Genomic DNA, 16,654 nt, shown 5'->3' with positions numbered 1-16,654 from the left:
GAACGCCCTGCTCGCGATTCAGTGGATCCCTCGTCTATTGATGTTGGACTTGCACCATCGAGTTCACCTGCACCCGGGCCTGCATGTGTTCCGCCCCGCCACCGCGACGCATGCCGCGTACGGGGCAGGCGTCGAGGTAGTCCAGGCCGACGGCCAGTTTCAGGTGACGGTCGGGGCGGGTCAGGCGGTTGGTGATGTCGAAGCTGTACCAGCCATCGTCCAGCCAGGCCTCGGCCCAGGCGTGGCTGGCCAGGTGATGTTCATCGTCGGTGCACAGGTAGCCCGAGACATAGCGCGCCGGAATTCCCAGGCTGCGGGCGCAGGCCAGGAATGCATGGGTATGGTCCTGGCACACCCCCGCGCCACCGGCAAAGGCTTCGGCCGCCGTACTGTTCACCGCCGTGGTGCCGAGGCTGTAGGGCATTCGCGTGACCAGCCCGTCCATCAAGTCGGCCAGCGCCGCACGGTCGCGGCGCCCGGCACATTGCTCAAGGGCGAACGCACTGAGGGCCTCGTCGGCGAGCGTCAGCCGGCTGGTACGCAGGTACGGCAGCGGTGACTGATCATCGGGTTCCTTTTCCACCGACTGATCGATTTCCACCTCGCCATAAGCGCTCAGCACCAGCGCGCCATGGGGCTCGTCCATGGTCATCACGTGCAGGATGTTGCCGTACGGGTCGAGCTGGCTGCGCACCAGGCGCGGCAGTTCCAGGTGCCATTCCAGGATGCGCTGGCGCGGGGTGTCTCGGGGCGTCAGGCGCAGGAACTGGATGCTGGTGCAGACTTCATCGGCATAACGGTAAGTGGTGTCGTGGCGTATGGACAGTTTCATACGACCTCCAGGTAAGACTCATGAACGGTCTGGCCCAGGTGGCGCACCTGGCCAATAAGGTCGGTCAGCCATTGATGCAGGCCGGATGCGAGGATCTCGTCGATTCCCGAATAGCGCAGGCGTGCATGCAACTCCGCCGCCAGGCGTTGGGCGGGCCTGCCGTTGTGGCCCGGCAGGCTGGCGAGGATCTGGTCCAGTTCCTCGATGCAGGCCAGCAGCGAACGCGGGACATCGGCGCGCAGCAGCAACATCTCCGAAACCTGCTCGGCATTGGGCGCGTTACGGTAGATCTCGTTGAACGCCTCGAACGACGACAGCGCCCGCAGCAAGGCGCTCCACTGGTAGTAACCGCGGGCCGAATTGTCGCTGACCTCCTCCGACTCCTCACCGAACATTTCGTAGCGCGCATCCAGCAGGCGCAAGGTGTTGTCCGCCCGCTCGATAAAGGTACCGAGACGAATGAAGCTGTAGGCGTCGTTACGCATGATGGTGCCCGACGTCGCGCCGCGGAACAGGTGCGAGCGCTCCTTGACCCACTCGCAGAAATGGCTGATGCCGTAGCGGCCCAGGCCGTTGCTGGCAATGTTGCGCATTTCCAGCCAGGTGGCGTTGATGTTCTCCCACATGTCGGCGGTGATTCGTCCGCGCACCGCGTGGGCATTGGTCCGTGCGGCCCGCAGGCAACTGTAGATGCTGCCGGGGTTGGTTTCGTCCAGGGCGAAGAAATGCAGCATGTGCTCGCTGTTGAGGGCGTCATAGCGCGCGTTGTAATCGTCCAGGGTGCCGGCGGCCAACAACGACATGGCCAGCTCGGCGTGCCCGTCGCCGCGCCCGGCCTGGGGCATCAGCGACAGCGAATAACTGACTTCGAGCATGCGCGCCAGGTTCTCGGCGCGCTCCAGGTAGCGGGACATCCAGTAGAGGTCAGAAGCGGTTCTTGAAAGCATGTCTTAGTCCTCCACGACCCAAGTGTCTTTGGTGCCGCCGCCCTGGGACGAATTCACCACCAGCGAGCCTTCGCGCAGTGCCACGCGGGTCAGGCCGCCGGGTACCAGGCGGGTTTCCTTGCCCGACAGCACGAACGGACGCAAGTCGATGTGCCGCGGCGCGATCCCGCTCTCGACGAAGGTCGGGCACGTGGACAGGCTCAGGGTCGGTTGGGCGATGTAGGCTTCGGGTCGAGCCTTGAGGCGAGCGCGGAAGTCCTCGATCTCAGCTGCCGTGGCGGCCGGCCCCACCAGCATGCCGTAGCCGCCGGAACCCTGGGTTTCCTTGACCACAAGGTCCGGCAGGTTGGCCAGTACATGGGACAGGTCCTGGGGCTTGCGGCATTGCCAGGTCGGCACGTTCTTCAGGATCGGTTCTTCGGTGAGGTAGAAGCGGATCATCTCGTCGACATAGGGGTAGATCGACTTGTCGTCGGCGACGCCGGTGCCGACCGCATTCGCCAACACCACATTGCCGGCACGGTAGACGGCGATCAGCCCTGGCACCCCCAGCATCGAGTCAGGGTTGAACGACAGCGGGTCGAGGAAGGCATCGTCGAGGCGGCGATAGATCACATCCACCTGCTGAGGGCCGGCCGTGGTGCGCATGTACACGTGGTCGTCGCGCACGAACAGGTCGGCGCCCTCCACCAGTTCCACGCCCATTTCCCGGGCCAGGAACGCGTGTTCGAAATAGGCGCTGTTGAAGCGACCCGGGGTCAGCACCACGGCGGTGGGGTTGTCCAGGGGGCTGGAGCGCTTGAGGGTATCGAGCAACAGGTTCGGGTAATGATCGATGGGGGCCACGCGCTGGGCGGCGAACAGCTCGGGGAACAGGCGCATCATCATCTTGCGGTCTTCGAGCATGTAGCTCACGCCGCTGGGCGTGCGCAGGTTGTCTTCCAGCACGTAGTAACTGCCGTCACCGTCGCGCACCAGGTCGACCCCGGCGATGTGGGCGTAGATGCCCCGGTGCAGGTTCAGGCCCTGCATCGCGATCTGGTAGCCCTCGTTGGCGAGCACCTGCTCGGGCGGGATGATGCCTTCCTTGAGGATGCGTTGGCCGTGATAGATGTCGGCCAGGAACATGTTCAGGGCCTGGACCCGCTGAATGCAGCCGCGTTCGACGGTCCGCCATTCGCTGGCCTTGATGCTGCGGGGGATGATGTCGAAGGGGATCAACCGTTCGGTGCCCTGCTCATCGCCGTAGAGGGTGAAGGTGATACCGGCGCGGTGGAACAACAGGTCGGCTTCGCGCCGGCGCTGTTCGAGCAATTCGTGGGGCGTGTCCGCCAGCCAGCGTGAGAAGGCCTGGTAATGCGGGCGGCAGTCACCCCTGGCGTCATACATTTCATCAAAAAAAGCGTGGGGCATAGCCAACTCCCAGCCGCGTTCTACACGGCATTTCTTATCACTGCGTCATTCCAATGGTTCGGCCTTGCCTGGTTTTAATCAGCCCCTGTTTCTACGAGCCCCTCTAATTGCAGCGGTCTCTGAACTGGCCTTTGCGTCTGGATGACGAGCGCCCCCTGGTTGAATCTGCGCGGTAATGGGCTCCTAGGGGTTTAGTCCTCTTGCGGTGGTTGCTGGATGAACCTTAGCAATCGCTGTGCCTAACCGGTTTTGGCGGGGAAAACCTGGGCGAAGGTCCGCTAATGCGAAGGTGATTTGCGTGGTGCGGGCCGGAATCCGGCCTGCGGGGATGAAACGTTCAGCTCCTGCCGTCGGTGTGTCGCCTGGAACGGGTCGAATAGGTGCAACAAGACGGGTAACCAGCGCTCGTTGCACCGAAAGAGGGACATTATTTCCAGAGGATAGACGGCCTTTGGCCTTTTTGTGGCCGCGAAGCCTGTTGTTACAGATTGCGCCTCACCGTGCGCCCTCCCCGATCCCTCCTTTTGTCGCCCCTTTGAAACATTCTGAAAGCCACCTCTTGCGCTTACAGTATTATGGTATACCATCATACGCACAGACTTCCTTCACTCTCCTATGGAGCAGCTCATGAGTTTCGAAATTCGCAAGATCGTCAGCTATGTCGAAGAAACCTTCATCGAAGGCGGCAAGGCCACGGATAAGCCGGTGACCATGGTCGGGTTGGCGGTGGTCATGAAGAACCCTTGGCTGGGCCGTGGTTTTGTCGAGGACCTGAAGCCGGAGATCCGTGCCAACTGCTCCGACCTCGGCGCGCTGATGGTCGAGCGCCTGGTGGGCATCATCGGTGGCGCGCAAAAGATCGAAGCCTACGGCAAGGCCGCCGTGGTCGGTGCCGACGGTGAAATCGAACACGCGTCCGCCGTCATCCACACCCTGCGCTTCGGCAATCACTACCGTGAAGCGGTCAAGGCCAAGAGCTACCTGAGCTTCACCAACAAGCGCGGCGGCCCGGGCACTTCGATCCAGATTCCGATGATGCACAAGGACGACGAAGGCCTGCGCTCGCACTACATCACCCTGGAAATGCAGATCGAAGACGCCCCGCGCGCCGACGAAATCGTCGTGGTCCTGGGCTGCGCCGATGGCGGTCGCCTACATCCGCGTATCGGTAACCGCTACATCGACCTGGAAGAACTGGCCGCCGAGAATGCGCAGTAATCCAGCCTGGGCAACCACAATAAAAAGGCATGCAGGAGCGCTCCATGATTCGGCTCACCGCTGAACTCACCCCGGCCGGCACCAGTTACCTGGCGACCGGCCAAGGCCAGCCCGTGGTACTGATCCACGGCGTGGGCCTGAACAAAGAAATGTGGGGCGGCCAAGTCGTCGGCCTGGCCACGAAGTACCGCGTCATCGCCTACGACATGCTCGGTCATGGCGCCAGCCCGCGTCCGCAGAACGGCACGTCGTTGCTAGGCTACGCCGATCAGTTGCTGGAGCTGCTCGATCACCTGCAACTGCCCCAGGCCACGGTCATCGGCTTTTCCATGGGTGGCCTGGTGGCCCGTGCGTTTGCCTTGCATTACCCGCAACGCCTGCAAGGCCTGGTGGTGCTCAACAGCGTGTTCAACCGCAGTGCCGAGCAGCGCGCCGGGGTCATCGCCCGCACCGCCCAGGCCGCGGAGCACGGCCCGGACGCCAACGCCGAGGCCGCCTTGTCGCGCTGGTTCAGTCGCGAATACCAGGCAGCCAACCCGGCGCAGATCGCCGCGCTGCGCCAGACCCTGGCGCAGAACGACCCGCAAGGCTACCTGACCACCTACGAATTGTTCGCCACCCAGGACATGTACCGCGCCGACGACCTGGGCAGCATCCAGGTGCCGACGTTGATTGCCACTGGCGAACTGGACCCGGGCTCGACCCCGGAAATGGCCGAGCAACTGGCCGCGCGCATTCCCGGTGCCGACGTTGCCGTGCTCCCCGAGCAACGGCATATGATGCCGGTAGAATCGCCGCGCCTGGTCAATCAGTTGCTGCTGCAATTTCTCGACAAGGCGTACGCCCGACCCAATCCAATCAAGGGGATCGTTGCATGACTCTCGCACGCTTTTCGATGTGCATCGGCGGTGAATGGGTCGATGCCCTGTCCGGCAAGACCTTCGAAAGCCTGAACCCGGCGCTCGCGCAAGCCTGGGCCGAACTGCCCGACGCTGGCGAAGCCGATGTCGAGCGTGCCGTGCAGGCGGCGCAGACCGCCTTCGAAAGCCCGGCATGGCGCGGCCTGACCGCTACCGCTCGCGGCAAGTTGCTGCGGCGCCTGGGCGACCTGATCGCCGAGAACAAAGAACAACTGGCCCAGCTGGAAAGCCGCGACAACGGTAAGTTGATCCGCGAAACCCGTGGCCAGGTCGGTTACCTGCCGGAGTTCTTCCACTACACCGCGGGCCTGGCCGACAAGCTCGAAGGCGGCACCCTGCCCCTCGACAAACCGGACCTGTTTGCCTACACCGTGCACGAAGCCATGGGCGTGGTCGCAGCGATCATCCCCTGGAACAGCCCGCTGTACCTGACCGCGATCAAGCTGGCCCCGGCGCTGGCCGCCGGCAACACCATCGTGATCAAGCCTTCCGAACACGCCTCGGCGACGATCCTGGAACTGGCCCGCCTGGCGCTGGAAGCCGGGATCCCGCCTGGCGTGGTCAACGTCGTGACCGGCTACGGCCCGAGCACCGGCGCGGCCCTGACCCGCCACCCGCTGGTGCGCAAGATCGCCTTCACCGGTGGCGCGGCCACGGCCCGTCACGTGGTGCGCAGCAGCGCCGAGAACTTCGCCAAGCTGTCCCTGGAACTGGGGGGCAAGTCGCCGAATATCATCTTCGCCGACGCCGACCTCGACAGCGCCATCAACGGGGCAATCGCGGGTATCTACGCGGCCTCGGGGCAAAGCTGCGTGTCCGGCTCGCGGCTGCTGGTGCAGGACGAGATCTACGACGAGTTCGTCTCGCGGCTGGAGGAACGCGCCAAGCGCATCCGCCTCGGCAATCCGCAGGACGACGACAGTGAAATGGGCCCGATGGCCACCGCGCAGCAACTGGCCGTGGTCGAAGGCCTGGTGGCCGATGCCATCGCCGAAGGCGCGCGCCTGCGCTTCGGTGGCAAGCGTGCGCAGCAGCTGGGTGAAGGCTGGTTCTATGAGCCAACCCTGTTCGAATGCGACCGCAACTCGATGAAGATCATGCAGGAAGAAGTCTTCGGCCCGGTGGCCTCGGTCATTCGGTTCAAGGACGAAGCCGAGGCCCTGGCGATTGCCAACGACTCGCAGTTCGGCCTCGCCGCCGGCATCTGGACCCGCGACCTGGGCCGTGCCCATCGCCTGGCCCGTGACGTGCGCTCCGGGATCATCTGGGTCAACACCTACCGCGCGGTCTCGGCCATGGCGCCGATCGGCGGCTTCAAGAACAGCGGCTATGGACGCGAAAGCGGCATCGACTCGGTGCTGGCCTACACCGAACTGAAAACGGTGTGGATCAACCTTTCCCAGGCTCCCATGCCTGACCCGTTCGTGATGCGCTAGGAGTCCTGAGAAATGATCGAACCCGGCATTTACAAAGAAGTCATGGGCTCCTTCCCATCCGGCGTCACCGTGGTCACGACCCTGGACCCGGGCGGGAACATCGTCGGCATCACCGCCAGTGCGTTCAGCGCCCTGTCGATCGACCCGGCGCTGGTGCTGTTCTGCCCCAACTATGCCTCCGACACCTACCCGATCCTGCGCGACAGCAAGCAGTTCGCCATCCACCTGCTGTCCGCCGACCAGACCGCCGAAGCCTACGCGTTCGCCGGCAAGGGCAAGGACAAGGCCAACGGCATCGATTGGCACCTGAGCGACCTCGGGAACCCGATCCTGGCCAAGGCCACGGCGATCATCGAGTGCGAACTGTGGCGCGAATACGATGGCGGTGACCACGCGATCATCGTCGGCGCCGTGAAGCACCTGATCCTGCCCGAGCAGGCGGTCACGCCGATGATCTACCACAAGGGCAAGCTCGGCGCCCTGCCCGCGCTGGGCTGATTCGAGAATCACAAGCCAGGCAACATCCGTGGCGAGGGAGCTTGCTCCCTCGCCACAGGTCTTTCTTTTATTGCTTCAGGGAGCCGGCATGAGCCCAGCAGCCTTGCAACTGTTCCGCCAGCAGGCCTATATCGACGGCCAATGGCTCGAGGCGCCCGATGGCGCTTGCCAGGACATTTTCAACCCGGCCAATGGCGAGTTGATCGGCCGGGTGCCGAACCTGGGCGCTGCCCATGCTCGCCAGGCCATCGCCGCGGCCAACAAGGCCTGGCCAGCCTGGCGCGGGCTGACCGCCAAGGCCCGCAGCCAGGCCCTCAAGCGCTGGCACGGGCTGATGCTTGAACACGCCGACGCGCTGGCAGAAATCCTCACCCTCGAACAAGGCAAGCCGTTGGCCGAAGCCAAGGGCGAGATTCTCTACGCCGCCAGCTTCATCGAATGGTTTGCCGAAGAAGCCAAGCGCATCTACGGCGACACCATCCCCAGCCACAAGGACGATGCGCGCATTGTGGTGAGCAAGGAGCCCATCGGTGTGGTGGCCGCCATCACGCCCTGGAACTTCCCTGCCGCGATGATCACCCGCAAGGCCGGCCCGGCCCTCGCCGCGGGCTGCCCGTGCATCGTCAAGCCCGCGCCGGAGACGCCGTTCTCGGCCCTGGCGATGGCGGTCCTGGCGGAACAGGCCGGGATCCCGGCCGGTATTTTCAACGTGATCACCGGCGACGCCGTGGCCATCGGCGGCGAGCTGACCAGCAGCCCGCAGGTGCGCAAGCTCTCGTTCACCGGCTCCACGGCCATCGGCAAGTTGCTCATGGCCCAGTGCGCACCGACCCTGAAAAAGGTCTCGCTGGAGCTGGGCGGTAACGCCCCCTTCATCGTGTTTGACGACGCCGACCTGGAACGGGCCGTGGACGGTGCGCTGGTCGCCAAGTTCCGCAATGCCGGGCAGACCTGCGTTTGTGTCAATCGCTTCCTGGTCCAGGACGGCATCCACGATGCCTTCGTCGCACGCTTGTCCGAGCGGGTGGCCCAACTGACCGTCGGCAGCGGCTTCGAGGCAGGCGTGACCCAGGGCCCGTTGATCAACGAACGGGCCGTCGCCAAGGTCGAGGAGCACGTGCAGGACGCCCTCGCCCATGGCGCCCGGTTGCTTTGCGGTGGCGAACGGCATGCCCTGGGCCATGGGTTCTTCCAGCCGACGGTTCTGGCCGGCGTGACCCCGCAAATGAAAGTCGCCCGGGACGAAACCTTCGGGCCCCTGGCGGCGGTTTTTCGCTTCGCCACCGAAGCGCAAGCCGTGCAGATGGCCAACGACACCGACTCCGGCCTCGCCGCCTATTGCTACACCCGCGACCTGGGCCGCGCCTGGCGCATGAGCGAGGCGCTGGAGTACGGCATGGTGGGCATCAATGAGGGCCTGATCTCCACCGAGGTCGCCCCATTCGGCGGGATCAAGACCTCGGGCCTGGGCCGCGAAGGCTCCCGATATGGCATCGACGATTACCTGGAACTCAAATACACCCTCATGGGTGGACTCCAAGACAGTGGGAGCATGGCGCGATGAGCAACGACAAGTACGAACAGGGCCTCAGGATCCGCACCCAAGTGCTTGGCGAGGCCTACGTCAAGCGCTCCATCGAGAACGCCGACGACTTCACCCGACCATTGCAGGAAATGGTCACCGAATACTGCTGGGGCCATGTATGGGGGCGCGAGGGCTTGTCCCTCAAGGAACGCAGCATGATCAACCTGGCGATGATCTCGGCGCTCAATCGCCCGCACGAACTCAAGCTGCATGTGCGTGGCGCCTTGCGTAACGGCCTGAGTCGTGAGCAAATACGCGAAATTTTGCTTCAGGTCGGTATCTATTGCGGCGTTCCCGCGGCAGTAGACAGTTTCCGACTTGCCCGTGAAGCCTTTGCCGAAGCCGACGCCGAGGCCTCCAGTCAACCTTCGGCTGTTTGACCTGACCGTGCAGATGTTGCCCGTTGGGCATGGACAGCCTTACTACAGAGCGGACCCCATGAAACGCCTGCCACTCGACGACAGCTTCAAGGTCAATCGCAACCCCGTTACCCTGCGCGAAATCGTGCTGGATAAATTGCGAAGCGCCATCATGAACTTCCAGCTTTTGCCGGGAGATCGCCTGGTCGAGCGCGACCTGTGCGATCGCCTGGGCGTGAGCCGCACGTCGGTGCGCGAAGCCCTGCGCCACCTCGAATCCGAAGGCCTGGTGGAATTCGCCGACGCCAAGGGCCCGCGGGTCGCGATCATCACCCTGGCCGACGCCGTCGACATCTATGAGCTGCGCTGCGTGCTGGAAGGCCTGATCGTCCAGTTGTTCACCCTGCGGGCCAAGGCCAAGGACATCAAGGCCCTTGAGCGCGCCCTCGAGGAAAACCGCCAGGCCCTCAAGGAGGGCGAGCTGCAACAGGTGATCGATTCGGTGCAGGGTTTCTACGACGTGCTGCTCGAAGGCTCCGGCAACCATGTGGCGGCCACCCAGCTACGACAGCTGCAGGCACGCATCAGCTACCTGCGGGCGACGTCCGTGTCCCAGCAAAACCGCCGCGGCGCGAGCAACCAGGAAATGGAACGCATGGTCGAGGCGATCAAGAGCGGCGATCCGCTGGCCGCCCACCAGGCCTCGGTGGACCACGTGCGCGCGGCAGCCAAGGTGGCGCTGGAATACCTCAAGCGCAAGCAGGAAGAAACCGGCGACATCCCCGAGATCACCGCGCCCATCGCCCTGAAAGAACCTCGCATAGGCCACTGACATGTTCAGCCCGAGCTTTTGTCCAAAGTGTGGCGGCAGTGACCTGAATCACCGCGTGCCAGCGGGCGATACCCATGAACGGCTGATGTGCGACGGCTGTGGCTACATCCACTACGTCAATCCGAAGATCATCGCCGGCTGCATCATCGAGCAGGACGGCAAGTACCTGTTGTGCCAGCGCGCCATTCCACCACGTCCCGGCACCTGGACCCTGCCGGCCGGGTTCATGGAAGGCAACGAGACCACCGAGCAGGCGGCGCTGCGCGAAGTCTGGGAAGAAACCGGCGTGCGCGCCGACATCGTCTCGCCCTACTCGATCTTCAGCGTGCCGAAGATCAGCGAGGTCTACATCATCTTTCGCGCCGTCGCGTTGGAGATCACCGGCCAGTTCGGCCCCGAAACCCTCGCCTGCCAGTTCTTCGCCCCGCAGGACATCCCTTGGGACAGCATCTATTACCCGGCCATCCGGCAGATCCTCGAGCGCTACATTGAAGAACGCCAGGCCGGGGTCTATGGCATCTACATCGGCAACGACGACAGCGGCAAGATCCATTTCATTCGTTGATCACCCTTGTGGAGCCCAGCCTGTGAAATCCACCTTGTGAAATCCTCTGTGGGAGCGAGCTTGCTCGCTCCCACAGTGAATGACCTGGCATCCACGCCTACACAGGCGCCACGCCCTCGACAATGATCACTTCGGCCTGGGCCACGTCCTTGCGGTGGCGCTTGGCCTCCTGGTACTGCGGCGAGTGATAGCACGCCACCGCCTGTTCGTACGAGTCGAACTCGATCACCACGCTGCGCTGCGGCGTCGCCCTGCCTTCCATCGCTTCGCTGCGCCCGCCCCGGGCCAGCATGCGCGCGCCATACAAGGCGAACGCCGCGGGCGCCCGCTGGGTGTATTGGCTGTATTGATCGGGGTCGGTGACATCCACATGAGCAATCCAGTACGCCTTCATAGTGACCTCTCGGTTTATTTTGTATTATGGTATACCACAAGTTGTTTCCATCAAGCACTCCATAAAGCACAAGAGAGCCCGACATGGCCTTTAACAGCATTCAGGAAATCATCGAAGACTACCGCCTGGGCAAGATGGTGTTGCTGGTGGATGACGAAGACCGCGAGAACGAAGGCGACTTGCTGCTCGCCGCCGATCGCTGCAACGCCCAGGCCATCAGCTTCATGGCCCGGGAAGCCCGTGGGCTGATCTGCCTGACCCTGACCGACGAGCATTGCCAGCGCCTGGGCCTCGAACAGATGGTGCCGAGCAACGGCAGTGTGTTCAGCACCGCGTTCACGGTGTCCATCGAAGCCGCCACGGGCGTGACCACCGGTATTTCCGCCGCCGACCGGGCTCGCACCGTCGCGGCCGCCGTGGCGGCTGATGCCGGCCCTGCCGATATCGTGCAACCGGGGCATATCTTTCCGTTGCGCGCCAAGGAAGGTGGCGTGCTGACACGCGCCGGGCACACCGAAGCCGGTTGCGACCTGGCGCGCCTGGCGGGTTTCACGCCCGCTTCGGTGATCGTCGAAGTGATGAATGATGACGGCACCATGGCCCGCCGTCCGGACCTGGAAATCTTCGCCCGCAAACACGGCATCAAGATCGGCACCATCGCCGACCTGATCCACTACCGCCTGAGCACCGAGCACACCGTGGTGCGCATCGGTGAGCGTGAGCTGCCGACAGTGCACGGCACCTTCCGCCTGTTCACCTTTGAAGATCGCATCGAGGGCGGCGTGCACATGGCGATGGTCATGGGCGACATTCGTCGCGACGAACCGACCCTGGTGCGGGTGCACGTGATCGACCCACTGCGGGACCTGGTGGGCGCCGAATACAACGGTCCGTCCAACTGGACGCTGTGGGCCGCCCTGCAACGGGTCGCCGAGGAAGGTAGTGGCGTGGTGGTCGTGCTGGCCAATCACGAATCGTCCCAGGCGCTGCTCGAACGCGTCCCGCAGCTCACCCAGCCTCCCAGGCAGTTCAGCCGATCCCAATCGCGCATCTATTCTGAAGTAGGCACCGGCGCGCAGATTCTCCAGGACCTGGGCGTCGGCAAGTTGCGACACCTGGGACCACCACTCAAGTACGCGGGGTTGACGGGGTATGACCTGGAAGTGGTGGAGAGCATTCCGTTTACCGGATGAGCCGAAGCTAACGCGGATCACTGTGGGAGCGGGTTTGCTCGCGAAGGCGGCCTTCGAGGGACAGCCATTTGCAGGTCTACCGCCTTCGCGAGCAAGCCCGCTCCCACACGAGGATCATTGCCGGGGCTGAGTATTCATTCACAGGAAGATAGAAAAAATCTGCCCTCAGGCAGATAACCGGTAAGGCAAAGTGCTTGCAGAAAGTTTGGAATACCATAATATGATATTCCATAGACCGAACGCTCCAGCCAAGCGCACCCGGCAGGGAACGCGCATTCAACCCGCCCTTGGCACGGTCAGCCGCAAGACCCGATGGACCTAAGCTCCCGATAAGCGGGCACACACAAGCCCGCTCAATAAACACAACAATGAGGGCGTGAAAATGGTGTTGAAGAAAAGTGCAGTCGCCGTTCTTTTTGCGAGCCTGCTGAGCGTCGCCAGCCAGGCGTCGATGGCCGCTGAAAGCGTCAACTTCGTCAGTTGGGGCGGCAGTACCCAGGACGCGCAGAAGCAGGCCTGGGCCGACCCGTTCAGCAAGGCCAGCGGCATCACCGTGGTCCAGGACGGCCCCACAGACTACGGCAAGCTCAAGGCCATGGTCGAAAGCGGCAACGTGCAATGGGACGTGGTCGATGTGGAAGCGGACTTCGCCTTGCGTGCAGCGTCTGAAGGCTTGCTCGAACCCCTGGACTTCTCGGTCATCCAACGGGACAAGATCGACCCGCGCTTCGTTTCCGATCACGGTGTCGGTTCGTTCTACTTCTCTTTCGTCCTCGGCTACAACGAAGGCAAGCTCGGTTCCGGCAAGCCGCAGGACTGGTCCGCACTGTTCGACACCAAGACCTACCCCGGCAAGCGCGCCCTGTACAAATGGCCGAGCCCTGGCGTGCTGGAGCTGGCCCTGCTGGCCGACGGCGTACCACAAGACAAGCTCTACCCTCTGGACCTGGATCGCGCCTTCAAGAAACTCGACACCATCAAGAAAGACATCGTCTGGTGGGGCGGCGGCGCGCAGTCCCAGCAACTGCTCGCGTCCGGCGAAGCCAGCCTGGGCCAGTTCTGGAATGGCCGCGTCTATGCCCTGCAGCAGGACGGCGCTCCCGTTGGCGTGAGCTGGAAGCAGAACCTGGTCATGGCCGACATCCTGGTGATTCCGAAGGGGTCGAAAAACAAGGCCGCCGCCATGAAGTTCCTGGCCAACGCCAGCAGCGCCAAAGGTCAGGCCGATTTCTCCAACCTGACCGCCTACGCGCCGGTCAACGTCGACAGCGTCGCACGCCTGGACTCGGTGCTCGCTCCCAACCTGCCGACCGCCTACGCCAAGGATCAGATCACGCTTGATTTCGCGTACTGGGCCAAGAACGGTCAGGACATCGCGACACGGTGGAACGAATGGCTGGTCAAATAAAAATGTCGGCAACGGCAACCCAACACTCCGGGGGCGCTGCGGGCGCCGCCGGCGTGCCAACCACCCGGGCCGCCGCTGCACAGGCCCCGTCGCTGGCCCAGCGCTGGCGCGGGGTCGGCAACCTCGCCCCGGCCCTGCTGTTTCTTGGTCTGTTCTTCCTGGCGCCGCTGATTGGCCTGCTGCTGCGCGGCGTGCTGGAGCCGGTGCCCGGGCTCGGCAACTATGAACAACTGTTCGCCAACTCGGCCTATGCCCGGGTGTTGTTCAACACCTTTTCGGTGGCCGGGCTGGTGACGCTGTTCAGCCTGCTGCTGGGGTTCCCCCTGGCCTGGGCCATCACCCTGGTGCCCCGTGGCTGGGGCCGCTGGATGCTCAACATCGTGCTGTTGTCGATGTGGACCAGCCTGCTGGCCCGCACCTACTCCTGGTTGGTGCTGTTGCAGGCCTCCGGGGTGATCAACAAGGCGTTGATGGCGCTGGGCATCATCGATCAACCGCTGGAGATGGTGCATAACCTCACCGGCGTGGTGATCGGCATGAGCTACATCATGATTCCGTTCATCGTCCTGCCGTTGCAAGCGACCATGCAGGCCATCGACCCGATGATCCTGCAGGCGGGCTCGATCTGCGGCGCCAGCCCGTGGACCAACTTCTTCCGGGTGTTCCTGCCGCTGTGCCGGCCGGGGCTGTTCTCCGGTGGGTTGATGGTGTTCGTGATGTCCCTGGGGTACTACGTGACGCCGGCCCTGCTGGGCGGCGCGCAGAACATGATGCTGCCCGAGTTCATCATTCAGCAGGTGCAATCGTTCCTCAACTGGGGCCTGGCGAGCGCCGGTGCCGCGTTGCTGATCGTCATCACCCTGGTGCTGTTCTACTTCTACCTGAAGCTCCAGCCGGAATCCCCGGTCGGCGCCAGTCACGCGAGGTAAACCGTCATGCTCCTGACTCCCAATGCCATGAGCCGGCGCATGCGCTTCGGTCTGTACGCCACCACCGGCCTGATCGGACTGTTCCTGCTGTTGCCGATCGTGTTCATCGTGTTGCTGTCGTTCGGCTCCTCCCAGTGGTTGGTGTTCCCGCCACCGGGCTGGACATTCAAATGGTACGGCCAGTTCTTCTCCAACCCGGACTGGATGAACGCCGCGCTGACCAGCCTCAAGGTCGCCCTGCTGACCACGGTCTGCGCGGTGGCGCTGGGCTTGCCGACGGCTTTTGCCCTGGTGCGCGGACGATTCCCCGGACGGGAAATGCTCTATGGCCTGTTCACCCTGCCGATGATCGTGCCGCTGGTGATCATCGCCGTGGCGGTGTATGCGCTGTTTCTCAAGCTCGGCTACACCGGGACGATGTTCGCGTTCGTGGTCAGCCACGTCATCGTCGCGCTGCCGTTCACCATCATTTCGATCATCAACTCGCTCAAGTTGTTCGACCAGTCCATCGAGGACGCGGCGGTGATCTGTGGTGCCTCGCGCCTGCAAGCGGTGTTCAAGGTGACATTCCCGGCGATTCGCCCGGGCATGGTCGCCGGTGCGCTGTTCGCATTCCTGGTGTCGTGGGACGAAGTGGTGCTGAGCGTGATGATGGCCAGCCCCACCCTGCAAACCTTGCCCGTCAAGATGTGGACCACCCTGCGCCAGGACCTGACGCCTGTGATCGCCGTCGCCTCGACGCTGCTGATCGGCCTCTCGGTATTGGTGATGGTGATCGCCGCCGCCCTGCGCCGGCGCAATGAAATCAGCGCCTGAGCGCCTAGGAGAACACGATGAGTGCTGTCAAAGACCCCGTACAACAGAACGACAAGACCCTGGTCAGCCTGCGCAACCTGAACAAACACTACGGCGACTTCGCCGCCGTGGACGATATCTCCCTGGAGATCCAGGATGGCGAGTTCCTGACCTTCCTCGGCTCCAGCGGCTCGGGCAAGAGCACCACGCTGTCGATGCTGGCCGGGTTTGAAACCCCCAGCAGCGGCGAGATCCTGGTGGACGGCAAATCCCTGGTCAACGTGCCGCCGCACAAGCGCGACATCGGCATGGTGTTCCAGCGTTACTCGCTGTTCCCGCACCTGTCGGTACGGGACAACATCGCCTTCCCGCTGGCGATCCGCAAACTCGCCCCGGCCGAACGCGATCGCCGGGTCGACGCGATGCTCAAGCTGGTGCAATTGGAACAATTTGCTCATCGCCGCCCTTCCCAACTCTCCGGCGGCCAGCAACAGCGCGTGGCGATTGCCCGGGCGCTGGTCTACGAGCCTCGCATCCTGTTGATGGACGAACCCCTCGGCGCCCTGGACAAGAAACTGCGCGAAGACCTGCAGGATGAACTGCGTCAGTTGCACCGGCGCCTGGGCATCACCATCGTCTACGTGACGCACGACCAGGAAGAAGCCATGCGCCTGTCCCAACGCATCGCCATTTTCAGCCATGGCAAGATCGTCGGCCTGGGCAGCGGCTACGACCTCTACCAGAATCCGCCGAATGCTTTCGTCGCGTCGTTCCTCGGCAACTCGAACTTCCTCAAGCTCAAGGCCCAGGGCAACGCCGTGGCGAGCTTCGAAGGCCAGTCGCTGTCCATTCGCCTGACTGCCGGCCTGCAAACCGCGCAGGATGTGCTGCTGATGGTCCGCCCGGAAAAAGCCCTGGCGCTGAGTACCGAACAGGCCGCGCAACAACCGCTTGCGGCAGGCTGGAATGAGGTGTCGGCCAAGGTCGTGGAAGTGCTGTTTCTCGGCGAAAGCCAGACCTGCAGCGTGGTGACGTCCGGCGGCACCGCCATGACCGTCAAGGCGCTTTCCGCCGCGGGCATGCCGCTCAAGGCCGGCGATCCGGTGCGCGTGCGCTGGGCCACCGCCGATGCCTGCGTCTACACCCAATGGGCCGAAAGTGACCTGAACAAGGCCGCCGGGGCACACTGATCCCCTACTGGCCCACTTCGGTGGGCCGTCTCAAAGATGTCACCCTCAAGGTCGCCGCAACGTCGGGTTGCGGCGGCCTTTTTTGTTTGGTGATGGGGTACGAAAGCGGTGGGCCCACTTGCATTCATACTGAATGTGCA

At 63.5% G+C, this 16,654-nt stretch carries 17 protein-coding genes; 13 read left to right on the top strand and 4 right to left on the bottom strand.

Annotation, left to right across the window (positions count from 1 at the left end):
- Positions 1-34 precede the first annotated feature (34 nt).
- The 3 genes from AD664_RS03055 to AD664_RS03045 are packed head-to-tail and all read right to left on the bottom strand — an operon-like array spanning position 35 to position 3,192.
- Positions 35-832, bottom strand: coding sequence for a transglutaminase family protein (locus AD664_RS03055; protein ID WP_042728221.1), 798 nt, complete (start codon positions 830-832; stop codon positions 35-37).
- On the bottom strand, positions 829-1,779 hold the full coding sequence (locus AD664_RS03050; protein ID WP_042728220.1) for an alpha-E domain-containing protein: 951 nt from the start codon (positions 1,777-1,779) through the stop codon (positions 829-831). The genes AD664_RS03055 and AD664_RS03050 overlap by 4 nt, the downstream gene beginning before the upstream one ends.
- A gap of 3 nt (positions 1,780-1,782) precedes the next feature.
- Complete coding sequence (locus AD664_RS03045; RefSeq protein ID WP_053144294.1) at positions 1,783-3,192, bottom strand: circularly permuted type 2 ATP-grasp protein; 1,410 nt, start codon at positions 3,190-3,192, stop codon at positions 1,783-1,785.
- Positions 3,193-3,819: 627 nt separating this feature from the next.
- On the opposite strand from AD664_RS03045, the gene AD664_RS03040 reads away from it, so the two are divergent.
- The 8 genes from AD664_RS03040 (at position 3,820) to AD664_RS03005 (ending at position 10,605) form a co-directional block, all read left to right on the top strand.
- Complete coding sequence (locus AD664_RS03040) at positions 3,820-4,410, top strand: amino acid synthesis family protein (RefSeq protein ID WP_042728218.1); 591 nt, start codon at positions 3,820-3,822, stop codon at positions 4,408-4,410.
- A gap of 44 nt (positions 4,411-4,454) precedes the next feature.
- Positions 4,455-5,288: an alpha/beta fold hydrolase gene (locus tag AD664_RS03035; RefSeq protein ID WP_042728217.1), complete on the top strand. Its 834-nt coding sequence runs from the start codon at positions 4,455-4,457 to the stop codon at positions 5,286-5,288.
- Positions 5,285-6,766 carry an aldehyde dehydrogenase gene (locus AD664_RS03030; RefSeq protein WP_053144292.1) on the top strand — a complete coding sequence of 494 codons (1,482 nt, stop codon included), beginning with the start codon at positions 5,285-5,287 and terminating at the stop codon, positions 6,764-6,766. Before AD664_RS03035 ends, AD664_RS03030 begins: the two co-directional genes overlap by 4 nt.
- A 12-nt stretch (positions 6,767-6,778) precedes the next feature.
- Complete coding sequence (locus tag AD664_RS03025) at positions 6,779-7,264, top strand: flavin reductase family protein (RefSeq protein WP_053144290.1); 486 nt, start codon at positions 6,779-6,781, stop codon at positions 7,262-7,264.
- 88 nt (positions 7,265-7,352) lie between these two features.
- Positions 7,353-8,828, top strand: coding sequence for an NAD-dependent succinate-semialdehyde dehydrogenase (locus AD664_RS03020; RefSeq protein WP_053144288.1), 1,476 nt, complete (start codon positions 7,353-7,355; stop codon positions 8,826-8,828).
- Entirely contained in the window at positions 8,825-9,229 is a 405-nt protein-coding gene (locus AD664_RS03015) for a carboxymuconolactone decarboxylase family protein (RefSeq protein ID WP_042728213.1), read from the top strand. The genes AD664_RS03020 and AD664_RS03015 overlap by 4 nt, the downstream gene beginning before the upstream one ends.
- A gap of 58 nt (positions 9,230-9,287) precedes the next feature.
- Positions 9,288-10,040, top strand: coding sequence for a GntR family transcriptional regulator (locus AD664_RS03010; protein WP_042728212.1), 753 nt, complete (start codon positions 9,288-9,290; stop codon positions 10,038-10,040).
- A 1-nt stretch (position 10,041) separates the two neighbouring features.
- Positions 10,042-10,605 (top strand): NUDIX hydrolase, encoded by a 564-nt coding sequence (locus AD664_RS03005; protein ID WP_053144285.1) that lies wholly within the window; start codon positions 10,042-10,044, stop codon positions 10,603-10,605.
- Positions 10,606-10,702: 97 nt separating this feature from the next.
- Here AD664_RS03005 and AD664_RS03000 read toward each other — a convergent pair whose 3' ends face one another.
- Positions 10,703-10,999: a DUF1330 domain-containing protein gene (locus tag AD664_RS03000; RefSeq protein ID WP_042728210.1), complete on the bottom strand. Its 297-nt coding sequence runs from the start codon at positions 10,997-10,999 to the stop codon at positions 10,703-10,705.
- 83 nt (positions 11,000-11,082) lie between these two features.
- Between AD664_RS03000 and ribBA the strand changes: the two genes are divergently transcribed.
- The 5 genes from ribBA to AD664_RS02975 all read left to right on the top strand — a co-directional run bounded on the left by ribBA (position 11,083) and on the right by AD664_RS02975 (position 16,514).
- The gene (gene ribBA / locus AD664_RS02995) at positions 11,083-12,192 is read left to right on the top strand and encodes a bifunctional 3,4-dihydroxy-2-butanone-4-phosphate synthase/GTP cyclohydrolase II (RefSeq protein ID WP_053144283.1); all 1,110 of its coding nucleotides are present in this window, start codon (positions 11,083-11,085) and stop codon (positions 12,190-12,192) included.
- A 382-nt stretch (positions 12,193-12,574) separates the two neighbouring features.
- Entirely contained in the window at positions 12,575-13,600 is a 1,026-nt protein-coding gene (locus AD664_RS02990) for an ABC transporter substrate-binding protein (protein ID WP_042728208.1), read from the top strand.
- Positions 13,597-14,529, top strand: coding sequence for an ABC transporter permease (locus AD664_RS02985; RefSeq protein ID WP_053144715.1), 933 nt, complete (start codon positions 13,597-13,599; stop codon positions 14,527-14,529). The genes AD664_RS02990 and AD664_RS02985 overlap by 4 nt, the downstream gene beginning before the upstream one ends.
- A 6-nt stretch (positions 14,530-14,535) precedes the next feature.
- Positions 14,536-15,345: an ABC transporter permease gene (locus tag AD664_RS02980; RefSeq protein ID WP_042728207.1), complete on the top strand. Its 810-nt coding sequence runs from the start codon at positions 14,536-14,538 to the stop codon at positions 15,343-15,345.
- Positions 15,346-15,362: 17 nt separating this feature from the next.
- Positions 15,363-16,514 carry an ABC transporter ATP-binding protein gene (locus tag AD664_RS02975; RefSeq protein ID WP_053144281.1) on the top strand — a complete coding sequence of 384 codons (1,152 nt, stop codon included), beginning with the start codon at positions 15,363-15,365 and terminating at the stop codon, positions 16,512-16,514.
- Positions 16,515-16,654: the final 140 nt, after the last annotated feature.

Source organism: Pseudomonas sp. P97.38, from assembly GCF_001269745.1.
GTDB classification, from domain to species: Bacteria; Pseudomonadota; Gammaproteobacteria; order Pseudomonadales; family Pseudomonadaceae; genus Aquipseudomonas; species Aquipseudomonas chlororaphis_E.
Note: the sequence above shows the minus strand (reverse complement) of the source record. Positions and strands in the feature narration are given on the sequence as shown.

What these genes read in the sequence shown, in the direction of transcription:
- AD664_RS03055 (WP_042728221.1), bottom strand. Translation starts at nt 832, where the DNA reads ATGAAACTGTCCATACGCCACGACACCACTTACCGTTATGCCGATGAA.
- AD664_RS03050 (WP_042728220.1), bottom strand. Translation starts at nt 1,779, where the DNA reads ATGCTTTCAAGAACCGCTTCTGACCTCTACTGGATGTCCCGCTACCTG.
- AD664_RS03045 (WP_053144294.1), bottom strand. Translation starts at nt 3,192, where the DNA reads ATGCCCCACGCTTTTTTTGATGAAATGTATGACGCCAGGGGTGACTGC.
- AD664_RS03040 (WP_042728218.1), top strand. Translation starts at nt 3,820, where the DNA reads ATGAGTTTCGAAATTCGCAAGATCGTCAGCTATGTCGAAGAAACCTTC.
- AD664_RS03035 (WP_042728217.1), top strand. Translation starts at nt 4,455, where the DNA reads ATGATTCGGCTCACCGCTGAACTCACCCCGGCCGGCACCAGTTACCTG.
- AD664_RS03030 (WP_053144292.1), top strand. Translation starts at nt 5,285, where the DNA reads ATGACTCTCGCACGCTTTTCGATGTGCATCGGCGGTGAATGGGTCGAT.
- AD664_RS03025 (WP_053144290.1), top strand. Translation starts at nt 6,779, where the DNA reads ATGATCGAACCCGGCATTTACAAAGAAGTCATGGGCTCCTTCCCATCC.
- AD664_RS03020 (WP_053144288.1), top strand. Translation starts at nt 7,353, where the DNA reads ATGAGCCCAGCAGCCTTGCAACTGTTCCGCCAGCAGGCCTATATCGAC.
- AD664_RS03015 (WP_042728213.1), top strand. Translation starts at nt 8,825, where the DNA reads ATGAGCAACGACAAGTACGAACAGGGCCTCAGGATCCGCACCCAAGTG.
- AD664_RS03010 (WP_042728212.1), top strand. Translation starts at nt 9,288, where the DNA reads ATGAAACGCCTGCCACTCGACGACAGCTTCAAGGTCAATCGCAACCCC.
- AD664_RS03005 (WP_053144285.1), top strand. Translation starts at nt 10,042, where the DNA reads ATGTTCAGCCCGAGCTTTTGTCCAAAGTGTGGCGGCAGTGACCTGAAT.
- AD664_RS03000 (WP_042728210.1), bottom strand. Translation starts at nt 10,999, where the DNA reads ATGAAGGCGTACTGGATTGCTCATGTGGATGTCACCGACCCCGATCAA.
- ribBA (WP_053144283.1), top strand. Translation starts at nt 11,083, where the DNA reads ATGGCCTTTAACAGCATTCAGGAAATCATCGAAGACTACCGCCTGGGC.
- AD664_RS02990 (WP_042728208.1), top strand. Translation starts at nt 12,575, where the DNA reads ATGGTGTTGAAGAAAAGTGCAGTCGCCGTTCTTTTTGCGAGCCTGCTG.
- AD664_RS02980 (WP_042728207.1), top strand. Translation starts at nt 14,536, where the DNA reads ATGCTCCTGACTCCCAATGCCATGAGCCGGCGCATGCGCTTCGGTCTG.
- AD664_RS02975 (WP_053144281.1), top strand. Translation starts at nt 15,363, where the DNA reads ATGAGTGCTGTCAAAGACCCCGTACAACAGAACGACAAGACCCTGGTC.